Raw genomic sequence first — 16,409 nt, forward strand, 5'->3', positions numbered from 1 at the left:
TCTAATGAAAAAGTCCTCGGATGAATCCGAGGACCTGTCGGGATAGCGGGATTTGAACCCACGACCTCCTCGTCCCGAACGAGGCGCGCTACCAAACTGCGCCATATCCCGTGATTGGCAACGGGGACAACTATAGCCCACCGCGGGCTGATTGCGAAATCGCGTCTTCGACCTGCCATGATGGACCCCATGAGCCTGTCTGTTCACCGCATTGCCGATGCCGCGGTCGCCATTCTCACTGACTACGGCATGGGTGACCTATCTATGCGCAGGCTTGCTCGCGACCTCGGAGTCGGCCCTTCCGCCCTATACTGGCACGTGAAGAACAAACAGGAGATCTTCGTCCTTGTTGCCCGGCGCATCGCCGGTGAAATTGATGAGTCCCTCGGAGACGGCACAGACCTTGCCCCGACCGAAATCCTGCTGCACATGCACGATGTTCTTCTGCGCTACCGCGATGGCGCCGACATCTTTTCTCTCGCCTACGCCCATTCGGGTGATTCTGTTCTGCCCACCGCTGTCCGAACCCAGATCGCTGACGAGGCGGAGCGCCACTCTTCTGTTGTTCTCACCTGTGGGACGGTCGCCTTTGAGCAGAACCGCTCGCTGTTCGATTCGACCGCAGGACCGGCTGACAGCCGGGCGGCTCTTGCTGCCGCCCTGACCCGAATTGGCAGGAACGCCGACTGACTGTATCCTTATCCAGGTCAGGGCCTATAGCTCAGTTGGCTAGAGCATCTCGTTTACACCGAGAGGGTCGGGGGTTCGAGTCCCTCTGGGCCCACCGCTACAAGAAAGTCGGGACCCGCGAATTCGTGCGGGTCCCGGTTTTCTTTGTGCCCGCTTCAGCTGCTAGCGGGTCATTTGTGGGTCATTTCTGACCAGAACCGGCGTTCTTGATTGGAGCACGGCCAGAAGCCATGCCGTGTCGTTCAGGCAATACACAGGAAAACATCCCAGCGTCGGCTGCTTAAATCACTACCGTTGTGTTCACGGTCACTCTTTCGGGGAGCCTCCCCGGGCCGAGAGGAGTACCCTGTGAACCCCTCTTCAACAAATACAGTCAAAAAGAAGCGCACGGGAGCGCTGTTCGGCCCCGGTCTTATGATCGCGGCTTCGTTCATCGGTCCCGGCACAATCACCACAGCAATCGTCACCGGCGCAGACTTCGGCTTCACACTCGCGTGGTCGGTCATCTTCTCGATCATCGCCACCCTTGTTCTGCAGGAGATGTCGGTCAGACTCGGCCTCGGCGCAGGACTCGGGCTCGGCGAAGCTATGCGGCGTGCATTAGAGAACCCCGTCTTGAGAACGCTGATGATCGTGCTCGTCGTCGCTGCAATCGGAATCGGCGGGGCTGCCTACGCCGGCGGTGACACAACAGGCACATCGTTGGCTGTTTCAGCGGTTGCGCCAGTAGACCTCAGGATCATTGTCGGTGCAATCATCATCGCGATCTTCGCCCTGCTCATCACCGGCAGCTACAAGATCATCGAGCGGGTTCTCATGGTGATGGTGGTCATCCTTGCCGTCCTGTTCGTCATCACCGTCTTCGTCGTTCAACCTCCGATCGGCGACATCCTCAGGGGAATCTTCGTCCCCTCGATGCCTCCAGGGTCCGCACTGACGGCAATTGCACTCATCGGAACCACCGTGGTTCCCTACAATGTCTTCCTCCACGCCAGCCTCGTACAGGAAAACTGGGCGAATGTTCCACAGGAGACAGCGCTGAAAGAAGCCCGCATTGACACCGTCGCTTCGATTTCCTTCGGCGGGCTCATCACTTTGGCAGTCATGGCGACCTCCTTTGGCGCGCTGTTCATGCACGGTATGAGCGCAGAAACGGCTGAGGACCTCGCGGTATCGCTCGAGCCGCTGCTGGGAGAAGCTTCCACATGGGTATTCGCACTCGGCCTGTTTGCGGCCGGCTTCACGTCCGCCCTCGCCGGTCCGCTCGGGGCGGCTTATGCCATTACGGGGATGCTCGGCAAGAGCACAGATATGAAAAGCCCGCTGTTCCGCGCAGTGTGGATCGCGGTGCTCGCCGTCGGCGCAGTCATCGCTCTGACCGGCTTTGAGCCGATTCAGCTCATCGTCATTGCGCAGGCGGCCAACGGCCTGCTCCTGCCAATTATCGCCATCTTCCTGCTGGTGACAATGAACAGCAAGAAAGTCGTCGGCGAACATGCAAACGGTGTATGGGCCAATATCTTCGGCGGTGCAGTGACTCTGATTGTCATAGGGATCGGCAGCTACCAGCTGGCTGACGTTCTGGGGCTGCTGCCCGGCTGATCGAATCTCTGTCACAGGCGAGGTTGGGTGCGGTACGGGCCGCGTCCAGCCTCGTCACTTCTGGCACTCGGGGCACCAGTAGAGTTTGCGCCCCTCCATCTCTGTCATCGCAACGGGAGTTCTGCACACACGACACGGCAGCCCTGTGCGGCCATAGACAAAATGGCGGAATTCACTGTCATCAACTGCGCGCTGCCGACCAGCGCCTCGCAGTCTCGTGCGGGTGAGCATGACACCCGTTTCAACACCGACGGGCAGCAGGCGAACCCAGTCACGCCACAGCGAAGCAACTTCGTCATCAGTCAGCTCGGTTCCGGGTTTGAACGGGCTGAGCCCAGCCCGGAACAGCATCTCAGCCCTGTACACGTTGCCGATCCCGGCAACAACAGACTGGTCCATGAGCAGACTGCCGATCGGACGGCGTCTGCGCACATTCTGCGCAAACCTGCGGCCTCCTCGAGCGTTCCCGTCGACCAGCGGGTCCGGTCCGAGAGAAGCCAGCTGGGCCTCCACGTCGTGAGGAGCGAGAACCTCGCAAACCATCGGGCCGCGCAGATCAGCGCACACGCCCTCGGTCAGCAGGCGCAGACGCACCTGGCCGACCGGCTCCGGCGGCCACACAGCGTCGAGCTCCTCCGCCCTTTCGACCTCACCGGCACGCACCCGCCGAGGTGCCCCCAGCGATCCTGCATACTCCCCTGTCTGCCCGGCACGGTCAGAGGCGCCGGCAGCGTACAGAAAATCCCAGGCACCGTAGATCCCCAGGTGGACCCGCACAGTACGCTCACCCTCGAAAGGCAGGAACAGGTGCTTGCCAACGGCATAGCATTCCCCCAGCTCACTGCCGCTGATGAGCGCGGCACCGTCGGAAAAGCGTCCCTGGGGTGAAGACGCAGTCACCGCACGCCCGCCGAAATCAGCGTTGAATCGGCGGGCAATGCGGTGAATCGAATGGCCCTCAGGCAAGCGCGGCCTTGATCTTCTCGGCAGCTTCCGCGATGTCTTCGGCCTCGGTCGAACCGTGCTTGTTGTCCAGGCGGAAGTCGTCGATCGAGTTCGTGGGCCACACGTGAATGTGCACGTGCGGAACTTCAAAGCCCTGGATCATCACGCCGACGCGCTCACAGGAGAACGCCTTCTTCTGCGCCTTGCCGATCTTCTGGGCAACCGCCATGAGGTGGGAGGTGAGCTCTTCCGGCATGTCGAGCCAGTGGTCAATCTCTTCGCGCGGGATGACGAGCACGTGTCCGTCAGTCATCGGCGTGATGTCCATAAAGGCAGCACAGCGGTCGTCTTCGTAGACGAACGTGCCGGGAATGTCACCGTCGAGGATTTTCGTGAAGATGGACGCCATAACCCCTCCTTGGGAAGAACGACAGGTTCGTCACCACCCTAACCGCTCAGGCGGCAGCGAAGCAGGCTCAGAAGCTCTCAGCAGGATTGAGGAAGCGACTGAAGTCGCGCTTGCTGCCAGTCAAAGAGTGCTCCGTATCGACCACAACACCCTCGCCATCCAGAAGAAAGGTCAGTCGGCGTGCAAAGCCGCGCTGCTCATCGAAAGCCCCAAAGGCCCTCGCGGCTGCACCGTGGGGCCAGAAGTCAGACAGAAGAACAAAGGGCAGCCCGAGGTCCTGCGCCCACGCAGCCAGCGTGTACTTGGGATCGCAGGAAACAGCGACGACCTCTGTGCCGCCGGAAAGCAGACCCTCATACATTCCGGCAAGCTCACGCATTTCGGAACCGCACACGGGCGAGAAGGCAAAGGGAAAGAACACCGCGAGAACGCGATCAGCGTCGGCTCGGCGCCTGCACTCGTCCAGGGAAAGCTCCTCACCGAAATGGGAGGCCAGAGAAAACGAAGGTGCCGCCGCACCCACCTGGGGTCCGACGGCACCGGTTTCCACAGTCATCAGTCGAAGTTCTTTTTGCTCATCAAGCACACGGCCGACCAGTCAGCCGCCGCACGGACCGTTTTCGTCACGTGCATACCGGCCACGGGAGCGGCATCGTTGATGTCGACGGGATCAATGTGTCCCGGACGACCGGCCTTCGGGGTCAGAAGCCACACAACACCGCCGTCCTTCAGTGTTGTCTGCGCGTCGACGATGCCGTCTGTCAGGTCATCGTCATCGCTGCGCCACCACATGACGATGACGTCGAAAACATCGTCAACGTCGCCGTCAATCATCTCTTCGCCGGTAACTGCGGCGATGTCATCGCGCAGCTGGAAATCAACGTCATCGTCGTAGCCGATTTCCTGAACATACTGTCCGCTCGACAGAGACAGAGGGTTAGCAACCTGTGCTGCCTGAGCGGAATCGAGCGTCCTTCCTGAGGGAGTTGTACTCATGGCTTTATTCTCACCAGAAACGCCGCGTTTCGCCAATCACAGGGCCGACACCCCGACAAAAAGCGCGAAATTGGCCATTTTGCACAATCTGCGTCCATAAGGGTGGAGCATTTCACATCAAGTTCGGCACCACCCGGGCTCGATGTGCAATAGCCTAGACACATATCCGAAGTCCCTTAAACGCGAGAGGAATTGCTTTGGACAACAAGAACAAGGGCCCCATCCTCAATGGTCTCCCCGCGAATGTCCCGGACATCGACCCACAGGAGACGCAGGACTGGATCGACTCCCTTGATGCGCTGGTCGAAGAGGGCGGCACTGCCCGTGCCCGCTACATCATGCTCAACCTCATCCAGCGTGCGCGCCAGCAGCGAATCGGCGTCCCCAGCCTGACAGCCACTGACTACGTCAACACCATCGGCGCTGAAGACGAACCGTGGTTCCCCGGTGACGAAGAAGTCGAACGTCGCTACCGCAGGTGGATCCGTTGGAACGCTGCTGTACAGGTTCAGCGCGCACAGCGCGAGGGCATCGGAGTCGGCGGCCACATTTCGACCTACGCCTCAGCCGCAACTCTCTACGAAGTCGGCCTCAACCACTTCTTCCGCGGCAAGGACCACCCCGGCGGCGGCGACCACATCTTCTACCAGGGTCACGCTTCCCCCGGCATGTACGCACGCGCCTTCCTCGAAGGCCGCCTCAATGCCGAGCAGATGGACGGCTTCCGCCAGCAGTCCTCCCACTACGTCAACGGCAAGCCCTTCGGTCTGCCCTCCTACCCGCACCCGCGGCAGATGCCGGACTTCTGGGAGCACCCCACGGTCTCCATGGGCATCGGCCCCCAGGCCGCCATTTCGCAGGCGCAGTTCGACCGCTACCTGCACAACCGCGGCATCAAGGACACCAGCCAGCAGCACACCTGGGCTTTCCTCGGCGACGGCGAAATGGACGAGCCCGAAGCACGCGGCATGCTCCAGTACGCCGCCTACGAAGAGCTCGACAACCTGACCTTCGTCATCAACTGCAACCTGCAGCGCCTCGACGGCCCGGTCCGCGGCAACGGCAAGATCATCCAGGAACTCGAATCCTGGTTCCGAGGTGCCGGTTGGAACGTCATCAAGGTCATCTGGGGCCGCGAGTGGGACCCGCTGCTGGCCAAGGACCGCGACGGCGCCCTGGTCAACCTGATGAACGCCACCCCGGACGGCGACTACCAGACCTACAAGGGCGAGTCCGGTGGATTTGTCCGCGACAACTTCTTCGGTCGCGACCCCCGCACGAAGGCCATGGTCGAGGACTACACCGACCAGCAGATCTGGAACCTCAAGCGCGGCGGCCACGACTACCGCAAGGTGTACGCGGCGTACAAGGCAGCGCTTGAGCACACCGGCCAGCCGACCGTCATCCTCGTCAAGACCGTTAAGGGCTACTCGCTCGGACCTCACTTCGAGGCCCGCAACGCGACCCACCAGATGAAGACGATGGCGCTCGAAGACCTCAAGGCCGCTCGCGACCACTTCTCCATCCCGATCTCCGACAAGCAACTCGAAGAGAACCCGGAACTTCCGCCGTACTACCATCCCGGTGAGGACGCACCGGAGATCAAGTACCTCCTCGACCGCCGTCGCGAACTCGGCGGCTTCACACCCGAACGCCGCTCGAAGTACGTCGACATCAAACTGCCTGACGACAAGGTCTTCGAACCTGGCATGCGCGGCTCCGGCAAGCAGGAAATCGCCTCGACCATGGCGTTTGTCCGCATCCTCAAGGACCTCATGCGCGACAAGGAGTTCGGCAAGCGCGTCGTGCCGATCATTCCTGACGAAGCCCGCACCTTCGGCATGGACTCCTTCTTCCCCACGAAGAAGATCTACAACCCGCACGGCCAGAACTACATTTCGGTCGACCGTGACCTCTTCCTGTCCTACAAGGAAGCGACCGACGGCCAGCTGCTGCACATGGGCATCAACGAATCCGGTTCGACAACCGCTCTGACGGCCGCGGGCACCAGCTACGCCACGCACGGCGAACCGATGATTCCGTTCTACATCTTCTACTCGATGTTCGGATTCCAGCGTTCGGGCGACCAGTTCTGGGCGGCCAGCGACCAGATGGCACGCGGATTCATCCTCGGCGCAACAGCAGGTCGCACCACCCTGACCGGTGAGGGTCTGCAGCACGGCGATGGACACTCGCACGTCCTGTCGTCGACCTTCCCGTCAATCGTGTCCTACGACCCGGCCTACGCCTACGAGATCGCGACCATCGTCCGCGATGGTCTGCACCGGATGTACGACCCCGAAGACCCGCGCCAGGATCCGAACGTCATGTACTACATCACGATGTACAACGAACCGATGGTCCAGCCGAAGGCACCGGAAAACCTCGACACCGAGGGCATCATCAAGGGTCTGTACAAGCTCAAGGACGGCAACAAGACCGAAGGCCCGAAGGTTCAGCTCATGGCCTCCGGCGTTGGTGTGCCGTGGATCCTCGAGGCCCAGGAGATCCTGGAGAAGGACTGGGGAGTCAGCGCGGACGTGTGGTCTGTCACCTCGTGGCAGGAGCTGCGCCGTGACGGCCTGGAAGCCGACGACGCTCGTCTGCTCGATCCGAAGGCTGAACACCGGGTCCCCTTCGTCACGCAGAAGCTGCTGGGCTCGGAAGGTCCGGTCATCGCCACGAGCGACTTCACCAGGACCGTTCCGGACATGATCCGCCAGTACGTGCCGAACCACTTCACGAGCCTCGGAGCTGACGGCTACGCGATCTCCGACACGCGTCCGGCAGCCCGCCGTTACTTCCTCATCGACGCTCACTCGGTTGTCGTTCAGGCCCTCATCAGCCTGGCAGACACCGGCGAGATCGACATGTCGAAGGCTGCGGAGGCCGCTAAGAAGTATGGACTCGACGACCCGCGCAAGGGTGTATCGGGCACCACCGGCGGCGACGCCTGATGAGCACAGCCGCGCGGCAGTGATTCCGCCGCAGAAGGGGCCGGGGCCACTCCCCGGCCCCTTTTGTGTATCAAATACAAGACTTTTGTCGTTTTGGCGCTATTGTTGTGCTCATGCCCGACCATGAAGCACCTGGCGCGAAGACCGCTGATCGCGCTGACACGATTCGCCGCCTCGAGGCCGGTCAGCGCACGCTGTCGAACCTGACGCTGAAGCGCATTGAGGGACGCCTGCGCTGGTTCTCCCAGCTGTCCTCAGCTGACAAAGGCTGGGTCGTAGTACTTGCGAACTCGGGAATTTCGTCATTCATCGAGTGGTATCGCAATCCCACCCGGCACCTGCGGGTCATCAACGACATCTTCAAATCCGCACCGAAGGAACTCGTCCGGTCGGTTTCGCTGCAGCAGACTCTGCAGCTGCTGCGCGTAGTCGTCGAAGTGGTCGAAGAGCGGGTGAGCGATCTTGCGCGCGCTGGCGAACAGGCCGAACTGCGCGAGGCGGTGCTCATCTATTCGCGCGAAATCGCCTTTGCCGCCGCCGATGTGTATGCACGCGCCGCCGAGGCGCGGGGCAGCTGGGACGCTCGACTCGAAGCGATGGTCATCGACGCTCTCGTTCGCGGCGATTCCGTTGACGAACTGGCCAGCCGCACCGCCGCCTACGGCTGGAACTCTGAGGGCTCCATTCGCGTCATCATGGGACGCGCGCCGCGCCGCAAAGACCGCGCCTCGATTGAAGAAGTGCGCGCAACGGCTAAGAAATGGGCCGAAGACGCGCTGGTCGGCGTCCATTCCGACCGTCTGCTCATTGTGCTTGGCGGTGTGGCTGACATCGAAGCTGCCGCTGAGGACCTATCGCCGTTCTTCGGACCGTCGGACATCGTCATCGGCCCGGAGGTCAGTTCGTTCGCCGAAGCGGGTACGAGCGCATCTGCGGCCGTGTGGGGTCTGCGCACAGCACGCGCCCGGCCCGACACTCCCCGTCCCGTCTTTGCCGATGATCTTCTTCCCGAACGCGCCATGGCAGGTGACCGCAGCGCCGTGCGCGCCCTTGTGACTTCCTACTACGAACCCCTGGCAACAGGGTCCGGCCAGCTTCTGGCAACCGCCGCCGCCTATCTCGAATACGGCGGTGCACTGGAAACAACCGCACGGGCCCTGGATGTTCACCCGAACACCGTCCGCTATCGACTCAAGAAGCTCACAGAAGCTCTTGGGATAGATCCGACCGAAGCGCGGTCGGGCTTCGTCATACGGATCGCTTTGGTGTATGGCCACCTGCACAGCGCAGGGCAGTTGTACGCCCACGACAATTCACGCTGAGGTTTCAGCCAAATACACTATCGTCATTGCCCAGTCGAGAAAGTTGGAGAGCTTTGCTAGTTGTTGCCTGCCCGGGTCAGGGCGCCCAGAAGTCCGGATTCCTCACGCCTTTTATGGAGATCGACGGCTTTAAGCAGACGATCGCCAGCGCTTCCGAAGCGGTCGGCCTTGACCTCATTGCCCACGGCACCACATCGGATGACGAAACCATCAAGGACACCGCTATTGCGCAGCCGCTCCTTGTTGCATCCGCAATCGCCTCGGCACGCGAAGTCCTCGGCGACACCGCACCCAGCTTCTACGCGGGACACTCGGTGGGTGAAATCGGCGCCGCCGCACTCGCGGGCATTCTCACCGATTCTGACGCCATGAACTTCGTCGGCGTCCGCTCCCGGGGCATGGCCCAGGCTTCCAAGGCCGTGCCCACGGGTATGGCTGCAGTCATCGGCGGAGTCCAGGATGACGTCCTCGCGGCAATTGAGGCTGCGGGCCTTCAGCCGGCCAACGTCAACGGCGGCGGACAGATCGTCGCCGCCGGCGCCCTTGAGAACATCGACAAGCTCAAGGACAACCCTCCGGAGCGCACCCGCGTCATCCCACTGCAGGTGGCCGGTGCATTCCACACCGACTTCATGGCATCGGCACAGCCTGAACTGCAGGAACTGGCCGATTCGCTCGACCCAAACGACCCGACCGTGTCGATCCTGTCGAACCGCGACGGCCGTCCGGTCGAAAACGGCCGCGAGTACGTCCAGTCCCTGGTTTCGCAGGTCACCTCGCCCGTCCGATGGGACCTGTGCCAGCAGACTCTCGTGGAGTCCGGGGTCACCGGTCTGCTCGAACTCCTACCCGGTGGAACGCTGACCGGAATTGCCCGACGCGGCATGAAGGGCATTGAGACCTTCGCTTTGACATCGGCCGATCAGCTTGACAAAGCACGCGCTTTCGTCGCCGCCCACGCCTAAGAAAGGGATCAACGTGGCAACTCTCAAGACCGCGACCCCGCAGGGATATTCCCGTATCGCCGGCATCGGAGCCGGTCGATCGAACGTCGTCGTACACAACAACGACATCGTCGGCCCCATCGATTCGTCTGACGAATGGATTCAGCAGCGCACCGGCATCGTCACGCGCCGCCGCGCCGACAAAGATACGAGCCTCATCGACATGTCCCTGCAGGCGTCCAAGGAGGCAATCGCGAACGCCGGGCTTACGCCCGAAGACATCGGCGCGATCATCATCGCGACCGTAACCTTCCCCTACCCGACGCCGTCGGCGGCAGCAAAACTCGCTGCTGAACTGGGCACCGGCCCGATCCCCGCCTGGGATATTTCAGCCGCGTGCGCAGGATACTGCTACGGCATCGCCCAGGCCGACGCTGTCGTGCGCTCGGGCATGGCCGACAACGTCCTCGTGGTCGGCGCTGAGAAGCTCTCCGACTGGATCGACCCGACAGACCGGTCGATTTCCTTCATCCTCGGAGACGGTGCGGGAGCTGCCGTCGTGCAGTCTTCCGACACGCCCGGCATTTCACAGTCGGTTATCGGATCAAACCCGCAGAAGTGGGACACCATCAAAATGCACGCATCGTTCTTCGAATACCGGGACGACCGCGAAGTTGGATTCCCCACACTGCGCCAAGACGGACCGTCTGTTTTCCGCTGGGCCGTCTACGACATGGTCGAGATCGCCAAGGAGGCGCTCGATGCCGCTGGCGTTCAGGCTTCCGACCTCGCCGCATTCGTGCCACACCAAGCGAACATGCGGATCATCGACAACCTGGCAAAGCAGCTCGGCGTTCCCGACTCCGTCGTGATCGGCCGAGACATTGCAGAGAACGGCAACACATCATCGGCGTCCATTCCGCTGGCAACCCACCGCCTGCTGAAGGAAAACCCGGAGCTGTCCGGCGGCCTGTCCCTGCAGATAGGTTTCGGCGCCGGCCTGGTGTACGGAGCCCAGGTAGTGCAGCTCCCCTGATTGACTTGGAGACCGCTGAGTCACGGGACACAGCGCGCCTCCTGGCGTAATATCGATTCGGGCATTCGTCGAATCAATGTCACACGACTGCAAGCAGTCAAAGAGAAAGAGGAAACTATGGCTAACACCGAAGCAGAAGTCCTTGCAGGACTCGCAGAAATCGTCAACGAAGAAACCGGCCTCGCCGTCGACGCTGTTGAACCGCAGAAGTCGTTCACCGATGACCTCGACATCGACTCGATCTCGATGATGACCATCGTCGTCAACGCTGAGAAGAAGTTCGACGTCAAGATCCCGGACGACGACGTCAAGGACCTCGAAACCGTCCAGAACGCTGTTGACTACATTGTGAAGGCTCAGCAGGCCTGATCTCCCTAAGCCGCCGGGCTCGCACGAGCTCGGCGGCTTACCCCCCAAGATTCGACGAGGTAACCACATGACTTCCACAGTTGTCGTCACCGGCATCGGCGCTGTCACCCCTCTGGGCGGCACCGCCGAAGAAACCTGGGAATCAGCTCTCGCCGGCACATCCGGTGTCAAAGCACTCGACAACGACTGGCAGGAAAAATACGACATCCCTGTCAACTTTGCGGCTGCCGTCGATCCGGCAGTTGTCGAAGACAATCTCACACGAGTTCAGGCCAAGCGCCTTGATCCCTCCAGCCAGTTCGCACTGATCTCCGCCAAAGAGGCTATGGCTGATGCCGGCTTCAGCGAAGAGGGCGCCGAGGTCGATGCCGATCGACTCGCCGTTTCGTGGGCCACGGGCATCGGAGGCGTCTGGAGCCTGCTCAACGGCTGGGACACTCTGCGCGAAGAGGGCTCCCGCCGCGTTATGCCGCTGACCGTCCCCATGCTCATGCCCAACGGCCCCGCCGCTGCCATCGGCATGGAGTACCACGCCCACGCAGGCGTGCAGACGGTTGTCTCCGCGTGCGCTTCGTCCACTGAAAGCATTGGCCACGCCTTTGACGTGCTCAGGTCCGGCCGCGCTGACGTCGTGATTGCAGGCGGTTCAGAAAGCGCCATTCACCCGTTCACGATGTCGGCCTTCTCATCGATGCGCGCCCTTTCGCGCCGTACCGATTCGCCTGAAACCGCATCGCGTCCCTATGACGTCGACCGTGACGGATTTGTCATGGGCGAAGGCGCTGGCGCTCTCGTGCTGGAAACCAAGGAGCACGCAGAAGCGCGCGGCGCGAAGATCTATGCGGAGCTCGGCGGCTGGGGCGTCACGAACGACGCGCACCATATCACCGCCAACGAACCCGAAGGCAAGTACGCCCTGCGGGCCATGCGCCAGGCGCTCGAATGCGCCGAGCTCAAGCCTGAGGACATCAAGCACATCAATGCCCACGCAACCTCGACGCCGGTCGGCGATGTGCCGGAATCCCTGGCCATCAATGCACTGCTGGGCGAGCACACACACGATGCTCTGGTGACCGGCACGAAGTCCATGACCGGCCACCTGCTCGGCGGTGCGGGCGCTGTTGAAGCGATCTTCACCGTCCTGGCTCTGCAGAACCGCGTGGCCCCGCCGACGATCAACATTGAGAACGTCGATCCGAAGATCGATCTCAACATCGTCCGCGATAAGCCAGCAGAACTGCCCGACGGCCCGATCGCCGCATTGTCGAACTCGTTCGGCTTCGGCGGTCACAACGCCGTCGTTCTTTTCAAGAGCGTCTGATCTTCAGCACAGCTGACTGTTTCGGGGTGGGTATCGCTGCGATACCCACCCCGAAGTGTTTTTGCCACAGGACCTAAGCCGACGCGCAGTCAGCGGCTCTGATGGCTGAATGAGAGTCCCCCCGGCCGGACTTGAACCGGCGACCAAGGGATTATGAGTCCCCTGCTCTAACCAGCTGAGCTACAGGGGGTCAGAACATCGACAGCATAGCAGTGCGCACACCGGGACGGTATTTCTCTTCTTAGCGTTTTGCACTATCATGGCTAGGAACCTCTTGGCGTTTCGATTCGTGGGGAAGACGTTTTCGGAACGATCAAGGAGGCAAATTGAATAACACTCAGGGCGTACTGTTCGTCCACTCTGCACCGCGTGCGCTGTGCCCTCACATTGAATGGGCCGCAGGTGGTGCTATTGGTGCCCAAGCAAAGTTTGACTGGTCACCGCAGCCGGCAGCTCCCGGTCTGCTGCGGGCAGAAGTCTGCTGGGCAGCCCCGGCTGGGTCAGGCGCTAAGATCGCGTCAGCTCTCAAAGGCTGGGCCAATGTTCGCTACGAAGTCACCGAGGAAGCGTCCCCGGGATTCGACGGCGCACGGTGGAGCCACACACCGGACCTCGGCATTTTCCATGCGCTGACCGACGTTCACGGCAACATTGTCGTCGGCGAGGACATCATCCGCGCTGTCATGGCACGCTCCGCCGGAGACTCCGAGCGCATGCAGGCCGAAATGTCCCTCGCCCTGGGCCAGGCCTGGGATGACGAGCTCGAAGCTTTCCGTCGCGCCGGGGAAGGCGCACCGATTCGCTGGCTTTCCCGCGCCGTCTGAATTAAACGTTCCACCGAGCACCACACCGCCCGGTTCCATTGGCTTTGCCTCTTGGCCAACGGAACCGGGCGGTCTTTGCAACCCGAGTGTTCTTGGTCTTCAGCGCTTCTGCAGGCGAATGCGGGAAAGAACTGACCGCGCGGCATCGACGCTGGTGTAGCGCTCGGTCGTAATGAACAGGTCGAATTCGCGGCGACCGTCCGAGCCCAGCTCGTTGCGGCGGTGCGCACTGACCATGCTCGACCAGTCCGGCCCGACAACGATGACCGCGTATTCGTCGCGCAGCGCATCGGAATGGTCAACCGGTCCAGACCGGACACTCGGCATCGGCGATTCTTCGAAACCACCCGATAGGACCGCAGCAAGCCCCGCAGTCCTGCCAACAGACCGATACACCTGTTCGACCTTGTCGGGCAGCTTCTCTTCTTCGCCGAACACACCGACGACGAGCGCTGAAGATCCCGCCGAGGACGCCCGCTGCAGCAGCTGCACCATGTGCTCGATCATGAAGTCGTAGTCGACGACCAGCGGATCAGTCTGCAGCCCCAGCGCGATTGAATAGGGCGTACCCTGAATCTGTTTGTTGCGGGTGTAGTGCCCAGACAGCGCATCTTCGGGAGGGATGGTCACCGGGTTCGGCTTTTCCGTAGGCTCGGCGTACAGTTCCCCCGTGGCGAACCGCGCACCAAGCGCATTCACCATGATGAGGTCGTCCTCGGAATCAACACCCTCGGCAACAACGACCGCCCCGGTGCGTTCAACGTGGGCTCGCAAGAGCATATTGAGCTTAGCCAGGTGTTCTTTGTCTTCTATTTTGAGCACGTCCGGGTGGAGAGCCACCACCGCGGGATTGACCAGCGGCAGATAAGCCGTTGTAGCAAGGTCGAGCCCGACGCCCGATATCCCCATCGACCAGCCCAGCTGGCGGGCCGAGCGCACTGAACGCAGCACTGACCCCGGCTGAGCGGCGATGCTCAACGGGTCGAGCTGCAGGATGATCCGAGCGTCGCGATCCGTCCGATCTTCAAGAGTGACGAGCGATTCCGGTTCAGCGTTCACAAACAGTCGCGTGTGGGAGTCAAGACCCGCGGCTTCGGCATCCCGAAGAGTCTGTTCGCGAATGGACGAATCGATGTCCCCCACCATGTGCGAATCGCGGACGGCCCGTCGCAGATCGTGGGTGCTGATCGGCGCTCCGTCGGTGTCTGCACAGTGCCTGACGCGGTACCCAGCGTCCATACCGGTAATGACATCAACGACTGGAGAAAACAGCGAACGCACTCCCCCTGAGCGCACAAGCTCTTCGAGGTCCGGACCTCCGATGGCGTTGGCATCGTGTGTCACTGGCGCTACTCCCCTTTTCCTTTTGCGGGCGCTGCCAGTGTCTCACACACAGGCTGCCGCGGTCAGAAAACCGTCACGTGCGCGGAACTTCGCACAGGGTTCAGCTGGAAGATACGGTCTGGCGGCCCGGAGGCTGACTGCCGCCCCGGCGGACCGAGACGATCACATCCCAGACGGCCACCGCGGCGGCCGCACTCATGATGACGCCGATGACGGTGAAAGCAGTGATGAACGCAGCGTCCCAGCCTGCAGTCGCTTGGACCGCGAACAGGGTTCCGGTGATGGCGGCGATGCCCACTGCCGTACCGACCCTCTGCCCAGTCTGGAGCACCCCGCCGGCGGCTCCGGAATCCCGGACCGGCACCTCGAGCAGGGTGAGCGTCTGGTTGGGACTGACGATGATGCCCTGTGCCGTGCCCAGAACAGACAGCGGGAGCATAAGCCACCAGATGCTCACGAGCCCCGCCTGAGCAAGCAGAACAACACCGATCGAGCCGGCAACGCACACAATGGCGATCACCATGCCCCAGAGAACCAGGTGTCGACCGTAGGCGAAGACCTTGCGGCCGGCCCAGGCAGAGGTCCCGATGGTTCCGAGTGCTCCCGGAAGTCCAATAAGACCAGCCTGCAGCGCGGTGAAATCGTGACCGCCCTGCAGGAACACCGCAGACACAACCCAGATGCTGGTCGTGCCCATGAAATACAGGCCGATGAGCAGTGAGCCGTTGGCAAAGCTAGGGATCCGGAAGAGGCTGAGATCAACCATCGGTTCGCGCCCGCGAGCCTTATAGTGCTTCTCCCAGGCAACCCAAACGCCGATGAGTGCAATGCCCACAAACACGAGCGAGAACACCCAGGCACCGAGTGCACGCTCCATGAAGGGCAGCATGATCAGCAGGATCGCCAGCGCGAAGAGAACTGTTCCGACCGGGTCCATGTCGGCGCGGGACTTTCCACGACCGTCAGTCTCGGCTGTGTCAGCAGCACTCGTCCACGCGCTCGCCGGGAACAGGCGAAACGCTGCAAAAGCCCCGATGAGCGCGAAGGGAACGTTGATGAGGAAGGACGCACGCCAGCCCCAGCCGTCACCGAAAGCAGCCGTGAAGACCCCGCCGAGCACAGGACCGATCGCCACCGAAATGCCGACCGTCGAACCGAAGTAGCCGAATGCGCGGCCGCGTTCAGGGCCGGAGAAATACTGTTGGATGATGCCGACGGTCTGCGGATTCAGCAGCCCGGATCCAAAGCCCATGAGGACGCGGGCAATGTTGAGCACGATGTCGTTCGGCGCCAATCCGGCAAGCAGCGACGCTGCGCCGAACAGGATCGAACCGATGACGAACAGACGACCGCGCCCATACACGTCTCCAGCACGCCCGGCTGCAACCAGAAGCACGCCGAAAGACAGCGTGTAGCCGGACAGAACCCACTGAAGAGCCGATGACGGCGCGTCGAGATCCCGGCCTATGCCCGGCAGGACGACGTTGACGATCGACACGCTCAGCAGCGACATGAACACCGGAATCAGCACGACCAACAGAATCTGCCTCTGCTGCTGTGTCAGCTTTCCGGAACTCACGCTGTGCGCCGCCTTTCTTCAAACGGCAGCAGAATCTGCTGCCTTCGGTAGTCAGATGGAAACCGGTTCCC

At 61.8% G+C, this 16,409-nt stretch carries 15 protein-coding genes and 3 tRNA genes; 10 read left to right on the forward strand and 8 right to left on the reverse strand.

What is annotated here, in order from left to right:
* Positions 1 to 37 precede the first annotated feature (37 nt).
* A tRNA-Pro gene (locus HMPREF3092_RS01935) sits at positions 38 to 111 on the reverse strand.
* A 78-nt stretch (positions 112 to 189) separates the two neighbouring features.
* Here HMPREF3092_RS01935 and HMPREF3092_RS01940 point away from each other — a divergent pair.
* The 3 genes from HMPREF3092_RS01940 to HMPREF3092_RS01950 all read left to right on the forward strand — a co-directional run bounded on the left by HMPREF3092_RS01940 (position 190) and on the right by HMPREF3092_RS01950 (position 2,292).
* On the forward strand, positions 190 to 690 hold the full coding sequence (locus HMPREF3092_RS01940) for a TetR/AcrR family transcriptional regulator (protein WP_019175338.1): 501 nt from the start codon (positions 190 to 192) through the stop codon (positions 688 to 690).
* A 20-nt stretch (positions 691 to 710) separates the two neighbouring features.
* Positions 711 to 784, forward strand: a tRNA-Val gene (locus tag HMPREF3092_RS01945).
* A gap of 254 nt (positions 785 to 1,038) precedes the next feature.
* Positions 1,039 to 2,292 carry an Nramp family divalent metal transporter gene (locus HMPREF3092_RS01950; protein ID WP_070423662.1) on the forward strand — a complete coding sequence of 418 codons (1,254 nt, stop codon included), beginning with the start codon at positions 1,039 to 1,041 and terminating at the stop codon, positions 2,290 to 2,292.
* Positions 2,293 to 2,346: 54 nt separating this feature from the next.
* On the opposite strand, the gene HMPREF3092_RS01955 is transcribed toward HMPREF3092_RS01950, so the two are convergent.
* The 4 genes from HMPREF3092_RS01955 to HMPREF3092_RS01970 all read right to left on the reverse strand — a co-directional run bounded on the left by HMPREF3092_RS01955 (position 2,347) and on the right by HMPREF3092_RS01970 (position 4,642).
* Positions 2,347 to 3,258: an Fpg/Nei family DNA glycosylase gene (locus HMPREF3092_RS01955; protein ID WP_070423663.1), complete on the reverse strand. Its 912-nt coding sequence runs from the start codon at positions 3,256 to 3,258 to the stop codon at positions 2,347 to 2,349.
* Positions 3,251 to 3,646, reverse strand: a complete 396-nt coding sequence (locus tag HMPREF3092_RS01960) for an HIT family protein (protein WP_070423664.1) — start codon at positions 3,644 to 3,646, stop codon at positions 3,251 to 3,253. The genes HMPREF3092_RS01955 and HMPREF3092_RS01960 overlap by 8 nt, the downstream gene beginning before the upstream one ends.
* Before the next feature lie 67 nt (positions 3,647 to 3,713).
* Complete coding sequence (locus HMPREF3092_RS01965; protein ID WP_070423665.1) at positions 3,714 to 4,202, reverse strand: redoxin domain-containing protein; 489 nt, start codon at positions 4,200 to 4,202, stop codon at positions 3,714 to 3,716.
* On the reverse strand, positions 4,202 to 4,642 hold the full coding sequence (locus tag HMPREF3092_RS01970; RefSeq protein WP_061942710.1) for a DUF3052 domain-containing protein: 441 nt from the start codon (positions 4,640 to 4,642) through the stop codon (positions 4,202 to 4,204). The genes HMPREF3092_RS01965 and HMPREF3092_RS01970 overlap by 1 nt, the downstream gene beginning before the upstream one ends.
* A 197-nt stretch (positions 4,643 to 4,839) precedes the next feature.
* Between HMPREF3092_RS01970 and aceE the strand changes: the two genes are divergently transcribed.
* From aceE to fabF, 6 genes are all read left to right on the forward strand, one after another.
* The gene (gene aceE / locus HMPREF3092_RS01975) at positions 4,840 to 7,599 is read left to right on the forward strand and encodes a pyruvate dehydrogenase (acetyl-transferring), homodimeric type (protein ID WP_070423666.1); all 2,760 of its coding nucleotides are present in this window, start codon (positions 4,840 to 4,842) and stop codon (positions 7,597 to 7,599) included.
* Positions 7,600 to 7,712: 113 nt separating this feature from the next.
* Entirely contained in the window at positions 7,713 to 8,921 is a 1,209-nt protein-coding gene (locus HMPREF3092_RS01980) for a PucR family transcriptional regulator (RefSeq protein ID WP_070423759.1), read from the forward strand.
* Between the two features lie 53 nt (positions 8,922 to 8,974).
* Complete coding sequence (locus HMPREF3092_RS01985) at positions 8,975 to 9,886, forward strand: ACP S-malonyltransferase (protein ID WP_070423667.1); 912 nt, start codon at positions 8,975 to 8,977, stop codon at positions 9,884 to 9,886.
* Between the two features lie 13 nt (positions 9,887 to 9,899).
* Positions 9,900 to 10,901, forward strand: a complete 1,002-nt coding sequence (locus HMPREF3092_RS01990; RefSeq protein ID WP_070423668.1) for a beta-ketoacyl-ACP synthase III — start codon at positions 9,900 to 9,902, stop codon at positions 10,899 to 10,901.
* Positions 10,902 to 11,018: 117 nt separating this feature from the next.
* The gene (locus tag HMPREF3092_RS01995; protein ID WP_019175348.1) at positions 11,019 to 11,270 is read left to right on the forward strand and encodes an acyl carrier protein; all 252 of its coding nucleotides are present in this window, start codon (positions 11,019 to 11,021) and stop codon (positions 11,268 to 11,270) included.
* Positions 11,271 to 11,337: 67 nt separating this feature from the next.
* Positions 11,338 to 12,591, forward strand: a complete 1,254-nt coding sequence (gene fabF / locus HMPREF3092_RS02000; RefSeq protein ID WP_070423669.1) for a beta-ketoacyl-ACP synthase II — start codon at positions 11,338 to 11,340, stop codon at positions 12,589 to 12,591.
* A 116-nt stretch (positions 12,592 to 12,707) separates the two neighbouring features.
* Here the strand turns inward: fabF and HMPREF3092_RS02005 are convergent.
* Positions 12,708 to 12,781: transfer RNA gene (locus HMPREF3092_RS02005), tRNA-Ile, on the reverse strand.
* 136 nt (positions 12,782 to 12,917) lie between these two features.
* Here HMPREF3092_RS02005 and HMPREF3092_RS02010 point away from each other — a divergent pair.
* On the forward strand, positions 12,918 to 13,415 hold the full coding sequence (locus HMPREF3092_RS02010) for a DUF3145 domain-containing protein (protein WP_019175350.1): 498 nt from the start codon (positions 12,918 to 12,920) through the stop codon (positions 13,413 to 13,415).
* Positions 13,416 to 13,514: 99 nt separating this feature from the next.
* Here the strand turns inward: HMPREF3092_RS02010 and HMPREF3092_RS02015 are convergent, their stop codons facing one another.
* Positions 13,515 to 14,759: an EAL domain-containing protein gene (locus HMPREF3092_RS02015; RefSeq protein WP_070423670.1), complete on the reverse strand. Its 1,245-nt coding sequence runs from the start codon at positions 14,757 to 14,759 to the stop codon at positions 13,515 to 13,517.
* A gap of 100 nt (positions 14,760 to 14,859) precedes the next feature.
* Complete coding sequence (locus HMPREF3092_RS02020; RefSeq protein ID WP_070423671.1) at positions 14,860 to 16,338, reverse strand: MFS transporter; 1,479 nt, start codon at positions 16,336 to 16,338, stop codon at positions 14,860 to 14,862.
* Positions 16,339 to 16,409: the final 71 nt, after the last annotated feature.

This window comes from Brevibacterium sp. HMSC24B04 (genome assembly GCF_001806835.1).
Lineage (GTDB): Bacteria > Actinomycetota > Actinomycetes > Actinomycetales > Brevibacteriaceae > Brevibacterium > Brevibacterium ravenspurgense.

Excerpts from the sequence above, each read along its gene's own strand:
- HMPREF3092_RS01980 (WP_070423759.1), top strand. The coding sequence starts at position 7,713 with ATGCCCGACCATGAAGCACCTGGCGCGAAGACCGCTGATCGCGCTGAC.
- HMPREF3092_RS01970 (WP_061942710.1), bottom strand. The coding sequence starts at position 4,642 with ATGAGTACAACTCCCTCAGGAAGGACGCTCGATTCCGCTCAGGCAGCA.
- fabF (WP_070423669.1), top strand. The coding sequence starts at position 11,338 with ATGACTTCCACAGTTGTCGTCACCGGCATCGGCGCTGTCACCCCTCTG.
- HMPREF3092_RS01940 (WP_019175338.1), top strand. The coding sequence starts at position 190 with ATGAGCCTGTCTGTTCACCGCATTGCCGATGCCGCGGTCGCCATTCTC.
- HMPREF3092_RS01960 (WP_070423664.1), bottom strand. The coding sequence starts at position 3,646 with ATGGCGTCCATCTTCACGAAAATCCTCGACGGTGACATTCCCGGCACG.
- HMPREF3092_RS01965 (WP_070423665.1), bottom strand. The coding sequence starts at position 4,202 with ATGACTGTGGAAACCGGTGCCGTCGGACCCCAGGTGGGTGCGGCGGCA.
- HMPREF3092_RS01995 (WP_019175348.1), top strand. The coding sequence starts at position 11,019 with ATGGCTAACACCGAAGCAGAAGTCCTTGCAGGACTCGCAGAAATCGTC.